Annotated in this window: 11 protein-coding genes; all 11 read left to right on the top strand. The window is 72.8% G+C overall.

The window, feature by feature from the left end; genetic code table 11:
* Position 1 precedes the first annotated feature (1 nt).
* The 11 genes from ACFVFR_RS04565 (at position 2) to ACFVFR_RS04515 (ending at position 15,473) form a co-directional block, all read left to right on the top strand.
* Positions 2 to 793: an enhanced serine sensitivity protein SseB gene (locus ACFVFR_RS04565; protein ID WP_383698025.1), complete on the top strand. Its 792-nt coding sequence runs from the start codon at positions 2 to 4 to the stop codon at positions 791 to 793.
* Between the two features lie 186 nt (positions 794 to 979).
* On the top strand, positions 980 to 1,732 hold the full coding sequence (locus tag ACFVFR_RS04560) for an enhanced serine sensitivity protein SseB C-terminal domain-containing protein (protein WP_383698075.1): 753 nt from the start codon (positions 980 to 982) through the stop codon (positions 1,730 to 1,732).
* A gap of 1,017 nt (positions 1,733 to 2,749) precedes the next feature.
* Entirely contained in the window at positions 2,750 to 3,757 is a 1,008-nt protein-coding gene (locus tag ACFVFR_RS04555; RefSeq protein WP_383698023.1) for an ABC transporter permease, read from the top strand.
* An 80-nt stretch (positions 3,758 to 3,837) separates the two neighbouring features.
* Complete coding sequence (locus ACFVFR_RS04550; RefSeq protein WP_383698021.1) at positions 3,838 to 5,607, top strand: ABC transporter substrate-binding protein; 1,770 nt, start codon at positions 3,838 to 3,840, stop codon at positions 5,605 to 5,607.
* A gap of 153 nt (positions 5,608 to 5,760) precedes the next feature.
* The gene (locus ACFVFR_RS04545; RefSeq protein ID WP_383698019.1) at positions 5,761 to 6,759 is read left to right on the top strand and encodes an ABC transporter permease; all 999 of its coding nucleotides are present in this window, start codon (positions 5,761 to 5,763) and stop codon (positions 6,757 to 6,759) included.
* Entirely contained in the window at positions 6,756 to 7,928 is a 1,173-nt protein-coding gene (locus ACFVFR_RS04540) for an ABC transporter ATP-binding protein (RefSeq protein WP_383698017.1), read from the top strand. The genes ACFVFR_RS04545 and ACFVFR_RS04540 overlap by 4 nt, the downstream gene beginning before the upstream one ends.
* Before the next feature lie 11 nt (positions 7,929 to 7,939).
* Positions 7,940 to 9,370 carry a dipeptide ABC transporter ATP-binding protein gene (locus tag ACFVFR_RS04535; protein ID WP_383698015.1) on the top strand — a complete coding sequence of 477 codons (1,431 nt, stop codon included), beginning with the start codon at positions 7,940 to 7,942 and terminating at the stop codon, positions 9,368 to 9,370.
* 211 nt (positions 9,371 to 9,581) lie between these two features.
* Positions 9,582 to 10,250: a trimeric intracellular cation channel family protein gene (locus ACFVFR_RS04530; protein ID WP_383698013.1), complete on the top strand. Its 669-nt coding sequence runs from the start codon at positions 9,582 to 9,584 to the stop codon at positions 10,248 to 10,250.
* Between the two features lie 414 nt (positions 10,251 to 10,664).
* Positions 10,665 to 11,552 (top strand): thioesterase family protein, encoded by an 888-nt coding sequence (locus ACFVFR_RS04525; protein WP_383698011.1) that lies wholly within the window; start codon positions 10,665 to 10,667, stop codon positions 11,550 to 11,552.
* A gap of 1,140 nt (positions 11,553 to 12,692) precedes the next feature.
* The gene (locus ACFVFR_RS04520; RefSeq protein WP_383698009.1) at positions 12,693 to 13,235 is read left to right on the top strand and encodes a CU044_2847 family protein; all 543 of its coding nucleotides are present in this window, start codon (positions 12,693 to 12,695) and stop codon (positions 13,233 to 13,235) included.
* A gap of 15 nt (positions 13,236 to 13,250) precedes the next feature.
* A complete protein-coding gene (locus tag ACFVFR_RS04515) occupies positions 13,251 to 15,473 on the top strand; it encodes a trypsin-like peptidase domain-containing protein (RefSeq protein ID WP_383698008.1) in 2,223 nt (740 codons plus the stop codon).
* The last annotated feature ends 32 nt before the right edge of the window (positions 15,474 to 15,505 follow it).

Genomic DNA, 15,505 nt, shown 5'->3' with positions numbered 1-15,505 from the left:
GATGAGCATCCCTGAGCGACACGAAACCTCCCCTGCTGTCGGTGGATTCCCGGGCAACGAGCTCGAAGAGGTGCTGGCCGCCGCGCTCGCCCTGGGCCCGGACGGGCAGCAGCGCGCGGGAGCGGGCGCCCGCGTCGTCGAGGTGCTCGGCCGCAGCCACGTGTGGGTGCCGCTGCCCCGGGGTGGCGGACCGGACAGCATCCATCTGGACCTGGCCACCATCGAGTTGGACGGCGCCGCGTTCGTCCCGGTCTTCAGCTCCGAGGAGCGGTTCCACGCGCTGACCGGCGGCCGGCTGCCCGGCACCGTCGCTCCCGCCGTCGAGTTCGCCCGTGGGCTGCCCCCGCAGGTGGGCATCATCGTGAACCCGGGCGGCGCGGTGGGTATCCCGCTGCCCCCGCCCGCCGTCGCCGTCCTGTGTCGTGGCGGCCACGCCCCGCTGGACGGGGCCGCGAGCGGTGGCCGGGTGCTGCTGTACGAGCCCGACTGGCAGGACGAGCCCGTCGACTTCCTGGCCGCCGCCGGCCTGGAGTTCACCGCCACACCCGGTGTGCGCACCGCGCGCCGGGCCCTGGCCAGCGTGGAGGGGCAGCCGCCGGCGCTGTTCGTCGGCGTCGAGCTGGACCGGCCCGACGACCAGGGCCGCGCGGTGACCCTGGACGCCCTGGGGCGCGCGCTCGGCACGGTCCCGGTGGCCTGGCCGGTGCAGCTGGTCCTCCTGGACATAGCGCGCGACCCGGTGGCGGACTGGATGCTGGGGCGCGTACGACCGTTCTTCGACCGGGACGTATGACATCGTGCGGGCGCTTCGCGGGGGACTCGTAAGCTGGTGGGATGACCGGACGGGGCGTGCGACGACGACCCGGACATCGGCCGACAGAAGGGGCGTAACCAGGTGAGCGCGGGCGCGGACAGGGGGGTGCGCAGCGACTCGTATCTCGGCGGCGGGCGAGGCGGGGCGGGGGCGCCCGCCGGGCGGATCGAGGAGGCGCTGGGGCAGGTCTCCCCGGGCCGTTTCGACGCGTACGAACGCCTGCTGCACGCCCTCGTCGAGGGGCGGGTGTGGATGCTCCTGTGGCACGGCCGGAGCGGATCTCCCGAGGCGCAGTACGGGAACATGGACATCGACGGCCTCGGGTACGCGCCGTGCGTGACCTCCGCGCACGAGCTGGCCGCCAGCGGCTGGAACCGGGCCCACGAGGTGGTCCCCGTCCGCCGTGTCGCCGCCGCCCTCTTCCCCGAACGCTGGGGCCTGTGGCTCAACCCGCACGCGCCCGGCGGCGGCGTCGGCGTCCCCTGGGCCGACCTGCGCCGCGTCGCCGGCGGCTTGGACCGACTGCCCGCCGGACCGCTGCGGCTGAGCGAACCCACGGTGGACATGCACCAGTTCTACGCCCTGCTCGGGCAACACGCGCACCGCACGGCCGCGGTGCGCTCGCTGCGCCGCGCGTGGGTGCAACCCGCGCTCGGCAGCCCGTACCTGGCCATCGGCCTCGATCTGTACGACACGGGCCAGGCGGCCGTGGAATCCGTACGGTTGATGATGCGTCAGGCCATCGGCGTGGTGCCCGAGGGGCTGCCGGTCTCGACGGTCGCGATGGCCGACGCGTACGACCCGGTGGCCATGTGGATGCGGGCCAACAGCCGCCCCTTCTTCGACCGTGACCTGTACGGCCCCGCGCCCGCCCCCGCCGCGGGGTACGGCTATCCGCCGCAACCCCAGCCCTACTGACCGCGCCCACCCCGCCCGCGCCCGGGTGCGGCGCCCCGCTGTGGCCACGAGCCCGGCCGCGCCTGGCCACGCCCGCCTGGGCGTGTCCTCCACGTCTGGTTCCCGCCCACCCGAGATGCCTCCCGCGTCGGGTCACGCCTGCCCAAAGGCGCCGCCCGCACCGCTCCCCGGCGCCGTGCCGCGTCGCCGCCCGCCGCGCGCGCCAGCGACCCCGTGTCGCCGCACGCGGCGTGGGCGGGGAGGCCGCCGCCGCTGGTGGCGCGCTCCGCGGGTCACCGTCGCGCGGGGTGACCCCTCCGCGTTCCCGCGTGCCGCGCACCGCCGCCCCGCGCCCGCCCGCGGGGCGAGGCACCGCACCGCGAGGTCACCGCCGGCGATCCCACCTGCCGAAAACCGCCGCGAACGGTCGCCAACCGCCGTGCGGCGGTGGGTGCGAACGGTGACGGCGGGTGCGGTTTCGGCCGCGGTGTGCGCGCCGGAGTGGCGGGAACGCGCCACTCCGGATTCGCGTGTCCGGCGGCCTCCAGCGAACTTCCGCCCCCGCCGCGTGAGATCGGTAGGCCCAGGCCACGGGCGCTGAGCGCGGGCACATAGCAGCTTGTCGCCGTCCCGCTGATCTGTCACCGCTGTTCGGATAACGGAACCTTCCTGGCCACATCACAGTTGCGCATCCATTACCGATGAGGTCTGGCGGGTGATCGCGGCAGCGTTGAAGACTCCCGCTCCAAGGGACGTGTGGCGCGTCACACGCCCCGAACGGGTGACGCGCCGCGGGTGAACTTCCCGGTCCGTCCGCACTCCTCCGCCGAGCCCGTGTCAGCGTTCTCGCGCGATGGACTCGCCTGGGGGGCGAGGGCGGATCGCGCACCACCGCTCCCGCACCACCTCGGTACGCGCACACCAAGCTCAGCCCGTGTGCACCAGCTCCGCTGTTCCTGCTCCAACTGATGTGAACCAAGCCGCTACAGCGGCGGTCGTGGGCCGGTCACCACCCGGCCGAGAGGGGTCCCCACCACGATGACGGCACCACTGCACGACACGAGCGCGGCCGAGACCGCGGCTGTCGACGTCGCGGCCAACGCCCCGGCCAAGGAGATCGCGGGCCGTTCGCCCGCGCAGATCGCCTGGGCGCGACTCAAGCGGGACAAGCTCGCGCTGGCCGGTGGCGGCGTCGTGCTGTTCCTGATCATCGTCGCGATCTTCGCCCCGTTGATCGTGAGCTGGTTCGGCCACCCGCCCAACGAGTTCCACGACGACCCGGAGACGGTCGACGCCCTGCTCGGCGGCCAACCCGTGGGCGAGTGGGGCGGCATGAGCAAGGACTTCCTGTTCGGCGTCGAGCCCGTCAACGGCCGCGACACCTTCAGCCGCGTGGTCTACGGCACCCGCATCTCGCTGATCGTGGCCTTCCTCTCGGCGATCTTCGCCGTGCTGCTCGGCACCGTGTTCGGCATCATCGCCGGCTACTTCGGCGGCGTCGTGGACGCGATCATCAGTCGCACCATGGATCTGCTGCTCGCCTTCCCGCAGCTCCTGTTCATCCTGGCGCTGGTCTCCGTGGTGCCCAGCGAGCTGTGGGGGCTGAGCGGTTCGGGCGTGCGCATGGGTGTACTGATCGTGGTGATCGGCTTCTTCGGCTGGCCCTACGTGGGGCGCATCGTGCGAGGTCAGACCCTGTCACTGCGCGAGCGCGAGTACGTGGAGGCGGCTCAGAGCCTGGGCGCCGGCCGCCGCTACATCCTGTTCCGGGAACTGCTGCCCAACCTGGTCGCGCCGATCACGGTCTACATGACCCTGATGATCCCGACCAACATCCTCACCGAGGCCGCCCTGAGCTTCCTGGGCGCGGGCGTCAAGCCGCCCACCGCCTCGTGGGGGCAGATGCTGTCAACGGCGGTGCGCACGTACGAGATCGCGCCCCTGTTCATGATCTTCCCCGGCCTGGCCATCTTCGTGACCGTGCTGGCCTTCAACCTCCTCGGCGACGGCGTCCGCGACGCCCTCGACCCCAAGGGGAACCGTTGACCCCATCGATCCACCGAGCTCTACCGGCAGTCCCACCACGCTAGGCAAAGAAACGTCACCACCACGGAGGTTGCGAGATCGTGACAACCCATCGCACATCGAAGCGCAGACTGGCCCTCGGGTCGGCCGTCGTCGTCGCGGCTCTGCTGACCACCGCCGGCTGTGGGGGCGGCGACGACAAGAGCAAGGGCGGCGGGCCCGGCTTCAACGCCGCACAGAACAAGATCGCCAACCCGTCGGAGAAGACGGGCGGCACGCTCAAGTTCATCGGCACCCAGGACGCCGACTCCTGGGACCCGCAGCGCGGCTACTACGGCTTCGTCTGGGACTACGCGCGCTACTACACCCGCCAGCTGATCACCTACAAGCCGGCGCCCGGCGAGCAGAGCAAGGAGCTCGTACCCGACCTGGCCACCGGCGTCGCCAAGATCACCGAGGGTGGCAAGCGGTACGAGTACACCCTGCGGGACGGTGTGACCTGGCAGGACGGCAAGCCGATCACGTCCAAGGACATCAAGTACGGCATCGAGCGGATCTGGGCCCAGGACGTGCTGTCCGGCGGCCCGATCTACCTCAAGGACGTGCTGGACCCCAAGGGCGAGTACAAGGGTCCCTACAAGGACAAGCACCCGGAGAAGCTGGGTCTGAAGGCGATCGAGACGCCGAACGACAAGACCATCGTCTTCAAGCTGCCCCGGGCCAACGGCGACTTCGAGCAGATGCTGGCGATGCCCGCCGCCTCCCCGGTCCGCAAGGACAAGGACACCGGGTCGCGCTACGGCCAGAAGCCGTTCTCCTCGGGCCCGTACCAGTGGGTCTCCTACGAGGCCAACAAGTCCATGGAGCTCACGCGCAACCCCAACTGGAAGAAGTCCTCGGACCCGATCCGCAAGGCCCTTCCGGACAAGGTCACGCTGACCCTCATCACCAACTCCGATGAGATGGACAAGCGCCTGATCAAGGGCAACTACGACATCGACCTGAACGCGACGGGCATCGGCCAGGCCGGCCGCGTGGAGGCCCTGCGCAAGCACAAGGGCAACGTCGACAACCCGATGACCGGCTTCATCCGCTACGCCGTCTTCCCGCAGACGGTGGAGCCGTTCAACAACATCGAGTGCCGCAAGGCGGTCATCTACGGCGCCGACAAGAAGTCGCTGCAGACCGCCCGTGGTGGCCCGCAGGCCGGTGGCGACATCGCCACCAACATGCTGCCGCCGGTCGTCAAGGGCTCGGACCCCAAGTTCGACCCGTACGGCGCGCTGGAGAACGGCGGCCTGCCGAACGAGGCCAAGGCCAAGGACGCGCTCAAGAAGTGCGGCAAGCCGAACGGCTTCAAGACCACCATCGCGGTGCGGAACAACAAGCCCGTCGAGGTCGCCACCGCCGAGTCGCTCCAGGCGTCGCTGAAGAAGATCAACATCCAGGCCGACATCGAGCAGTACGACGGCTCGCAGACCACCGGCATCATCGGTAACCCGGCCTACGTCAAGAAGCACAACTTCGGCATCATCATCATGGGCTGGGGCCCGGACTTCCCGACCGGCCAGGGCTTCTCGCAGCCGCTCGTCCACAGCAAGTACATCCTGGACAACGGCAACAACAACTACAGCATGCTCAACGACCCCAAGATCGACGCCAAGTTCACCGAGGCCCAGGCCGAGCTGGACGACGACAAGGCGGCCACGATCTACGGCGACATGAACAAGCTGGTCTCGGAGCACGCCGTCTACCTGCCGTTCGTCTTCGAGAAGAACATCATCTGGCGCAGCAGCCGGCTCACCAACGTCTACACGGCCGACTCCTTCAACGGCCGCTACGACTACCAGGCGCTGGGCGTCGTCAAGTGATCACCACCACCCGTATCCGCAGGTCTGGCGTTCGGCCAGCCGCACCCCGGCGCACCCGCCGCTAGGCACGAAGGGCAGGTGATGGCCGCGTTCCGCGGCGGGGAACTCCCGGACACACTCCGGTAGTTCCCCGTCGCGGCCGGGCCGAGAGCAGTGCTCGCATACCTCATCCGGCGGCTGTTCGCCGTCGTCCTGACACTGATGGTCGTCATCCTGGTGACCTTCGGCATCTTCTTCATCATTCCGAAGTGGACCGGCGTCGACCCGGCGACGATGTACGTCGGCAAGCAGTCCGACGCGCAGGCCATCGAGGCGATACGTCAGAAGCTCGGGCTCGACGACCCGATCGTGGTCCAGTTCTGGGAGTTCCTGCGCGGCCTGTTCGTGGGACGCGACTACACCAGCGGCGCCGACACCGTGCACTGCGACGCACCGTGCTTCGGGTACTCCTTCAAGAACGAGCAGCCCATCTGGCCGGTCCTGACCGACCGGCTGCCGGTCACCCTCGGCCTCGCCGGCGGCGCGGCCGTGCTCTGGGTGCTCGGCGGCGTGGCCACCGGCATCGTCTCGGCGCTCAAGCGCGGCACGCTCTGGGACCGTACGGCCATGACGGTCGCCCTGGCCGGCGTCTCGCTCCCCATCTACTTCACCGGCGTCGTCTCGCTGGCGATCTTCTCGTACCAGCTCGACTGGGTGAGCAACGAGTACACCGAGTTCGCCACGGACCCGGCGAAGTGGTTCAGCGGCATGATCCTGCCCTGGATCACCCTCGCCTTCCTGTACGCCGCGATGTACGCCCGACTCACCCGGGCCACCATGCTCGAAGTGCTCGGCGAGGACTACATCCGTACCGCGCGCGCCAAGGGCCTGCGCGAGCCGGTCGTCATCGGCAAGCACGCCATGCGCTCCACGATGACGCCGGTGCTCACCATCCTCGGCATGGACCTGGGCGCCCTGGTGGGCGGGGCCATCCTCACCGAGACCACGTTCAGCCTCCCGGGCCTGGGCCAGGCCGCGGTGCGGGCGATCAGCGAACGCGACCTGCCGCTCATCCTGGGGGTCACCCTGATCACGGCCGGCGCCGTCGTCGTCGCCAACCTCATCGTGGACCTCCTGTACGCCGTGATCGACCCCCGAGTGAGGCTCTCATGACGACGGATTCCACCCCCGGGGCCGGCCGCGCGGTCAGCAAGACCGACGGCGACACGGGCGCCACGCCGCGCGGCGGGACGGCCCGTCGGGCCGGCGCCGTGGGCGAGCCCACCGGCTCCAAGGCCCCGACGTCGACCGCCTTCCTCGACGTGCGCGACCTCAAGGTGCACTTCCCGACCGACGACGGCCTGGTCAAGTCCGTGGACGGGCTCTCGTTCCAGTTGGAGCGCGGCAAGACACTGGGCATCGTCGGCGAGTCCGGCTCGGGCAAGTCGGTCACCTCGCTGGGCATCATGGGGCTGCACACCGTCGGCCAGTACGGCCGGGGCAAGGCGCGGCTGTCCGGCGAGATCTGGTTCGACGGCACCGACCTGCTCGCCGCCCACCCGGACGAGGTGCGACGGCTGCGCGGCCGCGAGATGGCGATGATCTTCCAGGACCCGCTGTCCGCGATGCACCCGTACTTCACGGTCGGCGCGCAGATCGTGGAGGCGTACCGGGTCCACCACAACGTGGACAAGAAGAAGGCCCGACGGCGCGCCGTCGAACTCCTGGACCGGGTGGGCATCCCCCAGCCCGACCGCAGGGTCGACGACTACCCGCACCAGTTCTCCGGCGGCATGCGACAGCGCGCCATGATCGCGATGGCGCTCGCGAACAACCCGGACCTGCTCATCGCCGACGAGCCGACCACCGCCCTGGACGTCACCGTGCAGGCGCAGATCCTCGACCTGATCCGGGACCTGCAGAAGGAGTTCGGCTCCGCCGTCATCGTCATCACCCACGACCTGGGCGTCGTCGCCGAACTGGCCGACGACATCCTGGTGATGTACGGCGGCCGGTGCGTCGAGCGCGGCCCCGCCGAGAAGGTCTTCTACGAACCCCAACACCCCTACACCTGGGGCCTGTTGGGATCGATGCCGCGCATCGACCGGGAGGACACCGACCGGCTGATCCCGGTCCACGGCTCGCCGCCCAGCCTGATCAACGTGCCCAGCGGGTGCGCCTTCAACCCCCGCTGCCCGTACGCCGACGTGCCGGCGGACAACCGCACCCGCACCGAACGGCCGGAGCTTCGGGAGGTCGGCAGCCGTCACTTCTCCGCGTGCCACATGACGCAGGAGGAGCGGACGCGGATCTGGACCGAAGAGATTGCGCCCAAGCTGTGAAGGACCAAGCTGTGTCGGAGAACAACGTGACGTTGCAGAAGCAGCGGCCCGCCCCGGGCGAGCCCCTGCTCAAGGTGAACGGCCTGGTCAAGCACTTCCCGATCACCAAGGGGCTGCTGCGTCGACAGGTCGGCGCGGTCCAGGCCGTGGACGGGCTGACCTTCGACGTGCGCTCGGGCGAGACGCTGGGTGTGGTCGGCGAGTCCGGCTGCGGCAAGTCCACCATGGGGCGGCTGATCACCCGTCTCCTGGAACCCACCGGCGGCACGGTGGAGTTCGAGGGCCAGGACATCACGCACCTGAACGTCGCCGGCATGCGCCCGCTGCGCCGCGACGTCCAGATGATCTTCCAGGACCCGTACTCGTCACTGAACCCGCGCCACACGGTCGGCACCATCGTCAGCGCACCGTTCAAGCTCCAGCGCATCACCCCCGAGGGCGGTGTGAAGTCCGAGGTCCAGCGGCTGCTGGGGCGCGTGGGCCTGAACCCCGAGCACTACAACCGCTACCCGCACGAGTTCTCCGGCGGCCAGCGTCAGCGCATCGGCATCGCCCGCGCGCTGGCCCTGAACCCGAAGCTGGTCGTCGCTGACGAGCCGGTCTCGGCCCTCGACGTGTCCATCCAGGCCCAGGTCGTCAACCTGCTCGACGACCTCCAGGAGGAGCTGGGCCTGACGTACGTGATCATCGCGCACGACCTGTCGGTCATCCGACACGTCTCGGACCGGATCGCGGTGATGTACCTCGGCAAGATCGTCGAGCTGACCGACCGGAAGTCGCTGTACGAGCGGCCGATGCACCCGTACACCCGGGCGCTGCTCTCGGCCGTCCCGGTGCCCGACCCCCGGCGACGCGGCCAGCGCGAGCGCATCCTGCTGCGCGGTGACGTGCCCTCGCCCATCGCCCCGCCGAGTGGCTGCCGGTTCCACACCCGGTGCTGGAAGGCGACGGTGGTGTGCACCGTGGAGGAGCCGCCGCTGCTCGCCCTGAAGTCGGGGCACCAGGTGGCGTGCCACCACCCGGAGAACCACGAGGACCTCAAGCCGGGCGACGCGGCGTTGCCCGAGGGCGCGGCGGGCGCGGACGGCGCGGCGCGCACCCTGGCGCCGGCCACGGCCTCGCCCAAGGCCGCGTCGCCCAAGAAGCTGGCGGCGCCGGAGGCCGGGGTGGCTTCGTCCGAGGCAACCGGCGCGACGCCGGCGAAGGAGGCGTCGCCCGCGAAGGAGGCGTCCGTGACGACGCCGGCCGGGGAGAAGGCGGCCTTGGCCAAGGCGACGGACTCCGGCGCCGCGAAGACGCCGGCGGGCGCGGCGGACACGGCCGCGACGGAGGCGGCGGGCGAGGCGGCGGCCTCGGCGCCAGCGCGGGAGTCGGCCGACGCGGCGGGGAAGCCGGCCGAGGCGGCGAAGGCGAAGAAGGAGTCCGATCCCGCTGAGGGCTGATCGCGGGCCGGCGCGGGGATGCCGACGCGGCGCCGGTGCGGCCGGGTCCGCCCGTGCGGCGGCCCCGGCCGGCGGGCGCCCGGAGCCGGCCCGGGGTCGGCCTGGAGCGGGGCGCGGGGCGACCCCGCGCGGGGCGGGAGCCGACCTGGGACGGGCTGAGGTCACACCCACCGGATCGGGGCATCTCGGACCCGCGAGGTAAAAATATCGGGTGCTCACCGACCTGTTCACGCCATCCGTGCTGCGCTCCATGGACCTCGCCGGGATCTTCGTCTTCGCGATCTCGGGCGCGCTGCTCGCCGTGCGCAAGAACTTCGACGTCTTCGGCATCGCGGTGCTCGCCGAGGTCACCGCGCTGGGCGGCGGGCTGCTCCGCGACCTGATCATCGGCGCCGTCCCACCGGCGGCCTTCACCGACCTCGGCTACTTCGTCACCCCGCTGATCGCCGCCGTCCTGGTGTTCTTCCTGCACCCCGAGGTGGAGCGGATCAACGGAGCGGTCGGCATCTTCGACGCCGCCGGCCTCGGCCTGTTCTGTGTGGCCGGCACCACCAAGGCCCACGAGTACGGGCTCAGCCTCACCGCCTCGGTCACCCTGGGCGTCGCCACGGCGGCGGGCGGCGGCGTCCTGCGCGACGTGCTGGCCAACGAGGTGCCCTCGCTGCTGCGCTGGGACCGCGAGATCTACGCCGTACCGGCCCTGGTGGGCTCCTCCGTGGTGGCCCTGCTGATGCACTTCGACGCCTTGAGCGGCGGCACGAGCGCCCTGGCGGCCGTCCTCGCCTTCGCGCTGCGGCTGTGCGCGATGCGGTTCGGCTGGCGCGCGCCCCGGGCGTGGAACCGCCGCAGCGCGGCCCGCGAGGACCCGGAGGGGGCGTAGCACCGCCCACCGTCCCCCGCTTCCGCCTCGCCTCGTCGACGGTTCGCCAGCGCCTTGCCGACTCCTTGGCCGCCCCGCCGGCGCCCTCTCCCCGCCCGCGCCCCTGCCCTTGCCCCACCTCGCCTCTGTCCTCGCCTTCGGAGTTCCGCGACTGGGCGGCGGGGCTGCTGCCCGGCTGGTTCGGAAGGCACGCGGCGCGGGGAGACGCTGGGCGGGGCGACGCGGCGCGAGTCGCGGGGGTTGTGTGTGGGGGGCCGCTGGCGTCGCGTGGTGAGGAGGCGCCGCGCGGCGTGCGGGCGGCGCGGTGGACGGGGCGACGGGGCAGGTCGTCCGGGCGGACTCCTGTCGGGAGTGTGGTGAACGCGGCCCAGTGAAACCTACCCGCCGGTAATTGATGCGTGTACCGTGCCGTGCATGGCACAGGCAACCATCGGTAACAGCGAGTTCGACCGGGACACGACGGTGACCCGCCGCGCGCCCGGCGCGGGCTCCGCCACCGAACCCGGCGCGAGCCCCACCGTCGCGACCTACGACGCCGACCTCTCCGCGCGGTGGAGCATCCTCAAGGCGCTCAACGGCGGCTACCTGCTGGCCGTGCTCGGCCGCGCCCTCGGGGACACCCTGGCGCACCCGGACCCGTTCACCGTCACGGCCCACTACCTGACCGCCTCGCAGCCGGGGCCCGCTCTGATCCGTACCGAGTCGATACGCACCGGCCGCACCCTCTCCACCGGACAGGCCGCACTCGTCCAGTTCGACGAGGACGGCGCCGAGGTGGAGCGCATCCGCGTGCTGGCCACCTACGGAGACCTGGCCGCGCTGCCCAACGACGTACGCACCACCGCCACGCCGCCCGCCATCCCCCCGTACGCACAGTGCCTGGGCGCGGACGACGCTCCCGACCGGCAGGTGCCGTTGAGTGACAGCACCGAGATCGTGGGCCGGTTCGACATGCGCCTCGACCCGGCGACGGCGGGTTGGGCGATCGGCCAGCCCAGCGGTGTCGGGGACATGCGGGCCTGGTTCGGCCTCGCCGACGGCCGGGACCACGACCCCCTGTCGTTGCTGCTGGCCGTGGACGCGCTGCCGCCCACCGCGTTCGACCTCGGCCTGAGCGGCTGGGTCCCCACGGTGGAGCTCACCGCGCACATCCGCCGCCGCCCCGCCCCCGGCCGGCTCCGCGTCTCCATCACCACCCGCAACCTCGCCGGCGGCTTCCTGGAGGAGGACGTCCAGGTCTGGGACAGCGCGGACCAACTGGTGGCACAGGCGCGCCAGTTGGCGCGCGTGCAACTGGGCTAGCGCGAGCGGCGGCCCGGGGGTGAAGGCCCCTGGGAGAGAGGCGCCGGGACACGGAGGGGCCCCGCCCCGTAGGCTCGCCCGCCCCCGCGTCGCCCCGTACGCCGTGCGCCATGACGCGCCGCTCCCTCTCGCCCTATCCGCTTCGAGGTCCATGCGGGGCCGCCCCCCGCGTGCCGTGTCGGGCGCGCGGGGGGCTGGCGCCTCCTGTGCTGTACGGGGTGGCTCGGTACGAGACGACTCCGTGTGGGGCGGCTCCGTATCCCGTGCCCCACGCGGGGCGGGCTTCGCGCCTCGTGCCCTCTGCTTCGCGTGGGCCCGGCGTCCGTGCGCCGTGCGGGGCTGGCCCCCTTGCTCCGTCGCGCCAGTGTGCTGGCCGTCGGCTGTGCCGCGAGTGGGCGCGCCTTCACCCCGCGCTCCGTGCGGGCCGGCCCCGTGCCCCGTGCCCCCCGCTGCGTTGTGCCCGGTACGCCGGCCGTCAGACAGGCCGCGCGTGCCTGCGGGTGGCCTACGTCCACCTCGTGCTGCGTGGGGGCGACCTCGTGCTCCGTGGCTCCGTGGCTCCGTTGCTCCGTGCTCCGTGGCTCCGTTGCTCCGTGCCCCGTGCCCCGTGCCCCGTGCCCCGTGCCCCGTGCCCCGTGCCCCGTGCCCCGTGCCCCGTGCCCGCGTGAGGTTGCCGCCGTACGCCGCCTGCTGCGCGCCGCGCAGCACCGTGCGGGGGCGCCGCCCGCTGTCCGCGCGCCGCGCACCGTTGTGGCGGCCCGTCGCGCGGTGCGTACGTCCGCGAGCGTGTGCGCCTCCGCTCCGTGCCGGGTGCGGCGCCGGGCGGGGCCCCCGCCCCGCTCCCCGTGCTCCGGGCGGGCCGTGACTCCGCGCCCCGTGGCCCCCGGGTCGCCGCCGGTGGGGCGGCGCGGTGTGCCGCGCGCGCTCGGGGGCGGCGTCCCGTGCTCGCGGTGCGGGGTGGGCGTCGCCGGCGTTCGCTGAGGTGATGGTGCGTCACATTGTGTCGGCTGTAACGGTGTTGTGGCGTGTGAGGCGTGGCGAGGGAGGTGGTTCCGGTGAGCGCGCGTGGGCGTGGTGGGGCCGGGGATCGGGGCGTTCGGCGGCTCCCCGTGTCCGGGTCTCCGTGCCACACTGATCGCCATGGGGGACCTTGCACTGACATTTGATGACGGCACTGTTGCCTGGCTCCATCTCGCCCCGGTCGCCGACGGCGCACGGCCCGTGCCGCCGGGTGCCGAGGGCGGCCCGAAGCCGGGCGGCGCGGGCGGTGACGGGGCGCCGGGCGGCCCCGACGGGGCCGGTGGCGGGGCGGATGGTGGCGAGTCGCACGGAGGCGGGCCCGCCGATGCCCACGGCGCGCCCGGCGGGGCGTCCGGCCTGGCGCGCCCGGATCTCGAACTCCCCGCCGGCTTCGGCGCCGCTCGCCCGGTCAGCGCCGACAGCAGGGCCGCGCGCGCCCTGACCACGGGCGGGCAGGCGCTGGTGAACGCGCTCCGCCCGCTGGGCGGGGTACTGGAGAGCATCCACCAGTCCCTGGCGGACTCGGCTCGCCGCCCGGACGAGGTGACGGTGGAGTTCGGCGTCACCCTGGGCACCGACCTCAGCCTGGGGGTCTTCACCGGCACGGGAGAGGCCAACTTCACGGTCTCCGCCACCTGGAACCTCGGTTCGACAACCGCGTGAGGCAGCGCGATCGAGATGCACGCTGACATAGAAGACGCCGCGCTGCACGCGGCGTTCGTCTCGGTGTTCGCCGGGCCCACGCCTGTGGGGGCCGGCGTACTGATCGCCGAGGACCTGGTACTGACGTGTGCGCACGTGGTCAACAGCGCGCTCGGGCGCGACCGGTTCGACCAGTCGAGCCCGCCCCGTGCCGCCCGGCTGACGCTGACCTTCCCGCTGGTCGACCACGCGCACCCGGTCAGCGCCCGGGTGGAGCCCGCGTCCTGGCGGGCGCCACGGGCCGAGGCCGTCGGACTGGCCCCGGTGCTTCCCGGCCGGCTCGCCTACTACGGCGACCTGGCGGTGCTCAGACTGGAAGGGGGCGCCCCGGCCGGCGCCGAGCCCGCCCCGTTCCAACTCCACGACTGCGAGCGGGAGGTCGTCGCGCTGTGGGCCAGCGGGCACCCGCTCACGGCGACCCGGGCCAGGCCGCGCGTGGTGGCGGCCTCCTGGCTCGCGCTGGACGTCGTCGGCGGGGCGGGGGTCACCGAGGGGTACAGCGGTGGTCCGCTCTGGGACCGCGCGCGGCAGGCGGTCGTCGGGCTGGTGGTCGCCGTCCACGAGGAGCCGTCGGCCCTGCGGGTACGCGCCGGCGCGTACCCGGACCGCGCGCCGGCCGTGCTGTACGGCATCAGCCTGCCGGCCGTCGAGTCGGAACTGCCCCGGCTGCCGCCCCTGCGGGGGCCCGCGGCGCGGCGCGGCGTGCAACAACTGACGGCCGCGCTGGAGGACGTACTGGTCCCCCCGACGTCGGTGGCCGACTGCGAGCGTCGGCTCGCCGCGCGCCTGGGCTTCCCCGCGCGGGAGGCCGGCGCCGACCACGCGCGCCTGGTGCGGCTCGCGGTGGGCACCCGACGGGGCGTGCCGGAACTCCTCGAAGCCGTCCGGGGCACCCTCGACCAGTACCCGACGCCCCGCGAGGGGGCGGCCGGGGCGCTGGCGCGACTGCGCCGGGCCGCACGCGTCGTCAGTCCCGCCGAGTGCCTGACGCTGGCCCAGCGCCGTGAGTTGACCGAGCTGCTGGCACGGTGCCGCCCACCGGCCCCGGAGGCCCTGCTGGCCGCCGTGGTGCCCTACGACGCGGAGCCGCGCGCACTGTCCGGGCTGGCCGACGTGATCGACGTACTGGAGACGTACGAGCCGACGGAGGCGCAGCCCACCCCGCCCCTGCTGCAGGCGGTCGTCCTGGTGGCCCGTCAGGAGCGGGAGGGGGCGGATTCCCCCGCCGCCGACCTGCGGGCCTGGGCGAAGCGGGTCGCGGCCCGGCTGGGCGTGGAGTGGGCGGCGGTGTGCCAGTTCGAGGCGGACACGGCGCACCGCCCCCCGCTGACCGCGCCCCCGCTCCCCGCGTCCCCACCGAGGGACACGGAGCGGGGCCACCAGCGGGCGGCGGTCGGGGCGGCCGGGCGGGTGGGGCGCGAGGGGACGGTGCCACGGGTGCAGGTCGAGCTGCTGCCCACTGGCGGTGGCACGCTCTTCACGTACCAGATCTGGGCCTGGGACGCCGGGGCGCAACCGAGACTCGTCGTCGTCCAGGACCACGACGCGAGCAGCTCCCGCGTGGTGGACGACATCCGGCGCGTGCTGCGTACGGAGGTGCGCGAGGACCCCGAGACGGCGCTGGTGGAGTTCTTCCTGGCGCCGGAGTGGCTGGGGCTGGCCGTCGACACGTGGGAGTCCGACGAGGGCGACGAGGGAGGCGCGTTCGTACCAGGGCTCACCCGGCGCCTGGTCGTCCGCACCACGAGCCGTACCCGGGAGTGCTACGCGGGCTGGAAGCGGCGCACGGCGTCGCTGACCACCACCGAGCGCCTGGTCTTCGACGACCGCCACGCCGACCACAAGGTGGCCCGGGCCAATCTGGAGGTGCGGCCCGACGTCGGCACCGTGGTGCTGTGCTGCGACCCGGTACGACACGGCCAGTTGCTGCGCCAGTGCGTGCAGGCCGGCGTGCACACCGTGCTGTGGCACCGGGCGGACCACGGGGCCCAGGTCGGCATGGACCTGGCCAACGTGCTGGAGGGCACCGAACCGCGTGGGGTGCCCGAGGCGGTGCGACTGGAGCGAGCCAAGGCCGTGGCCGAACCAGGCGTCTCGACACACCGTGGCGGCCAGCTCTCCCTCCTGCACGACCCGCCCGACCATCGACCCCCACCGCTGGCTCCGGAGCCCTGGGTCCTCGCGGAGCCGTCGCCGTGACGGGGCGCCCACCGCCGGCCCGGCACCGCCCG

Source organism: Streptomyces sp. NPDC057702 (assembly GCF_042799315.1).
In the GTDB taxonomy this organism is placed as follows: domain Bacteria; phylum Actinomycetota; class Actinomycetes; order Streptomycetales; family Streptomycetaceae; genus Streptomyces.
Note: the sequence above shows the minus strand (reverse complement) of the source record. Positions and strands in the feature narration are given on the sequence as shown.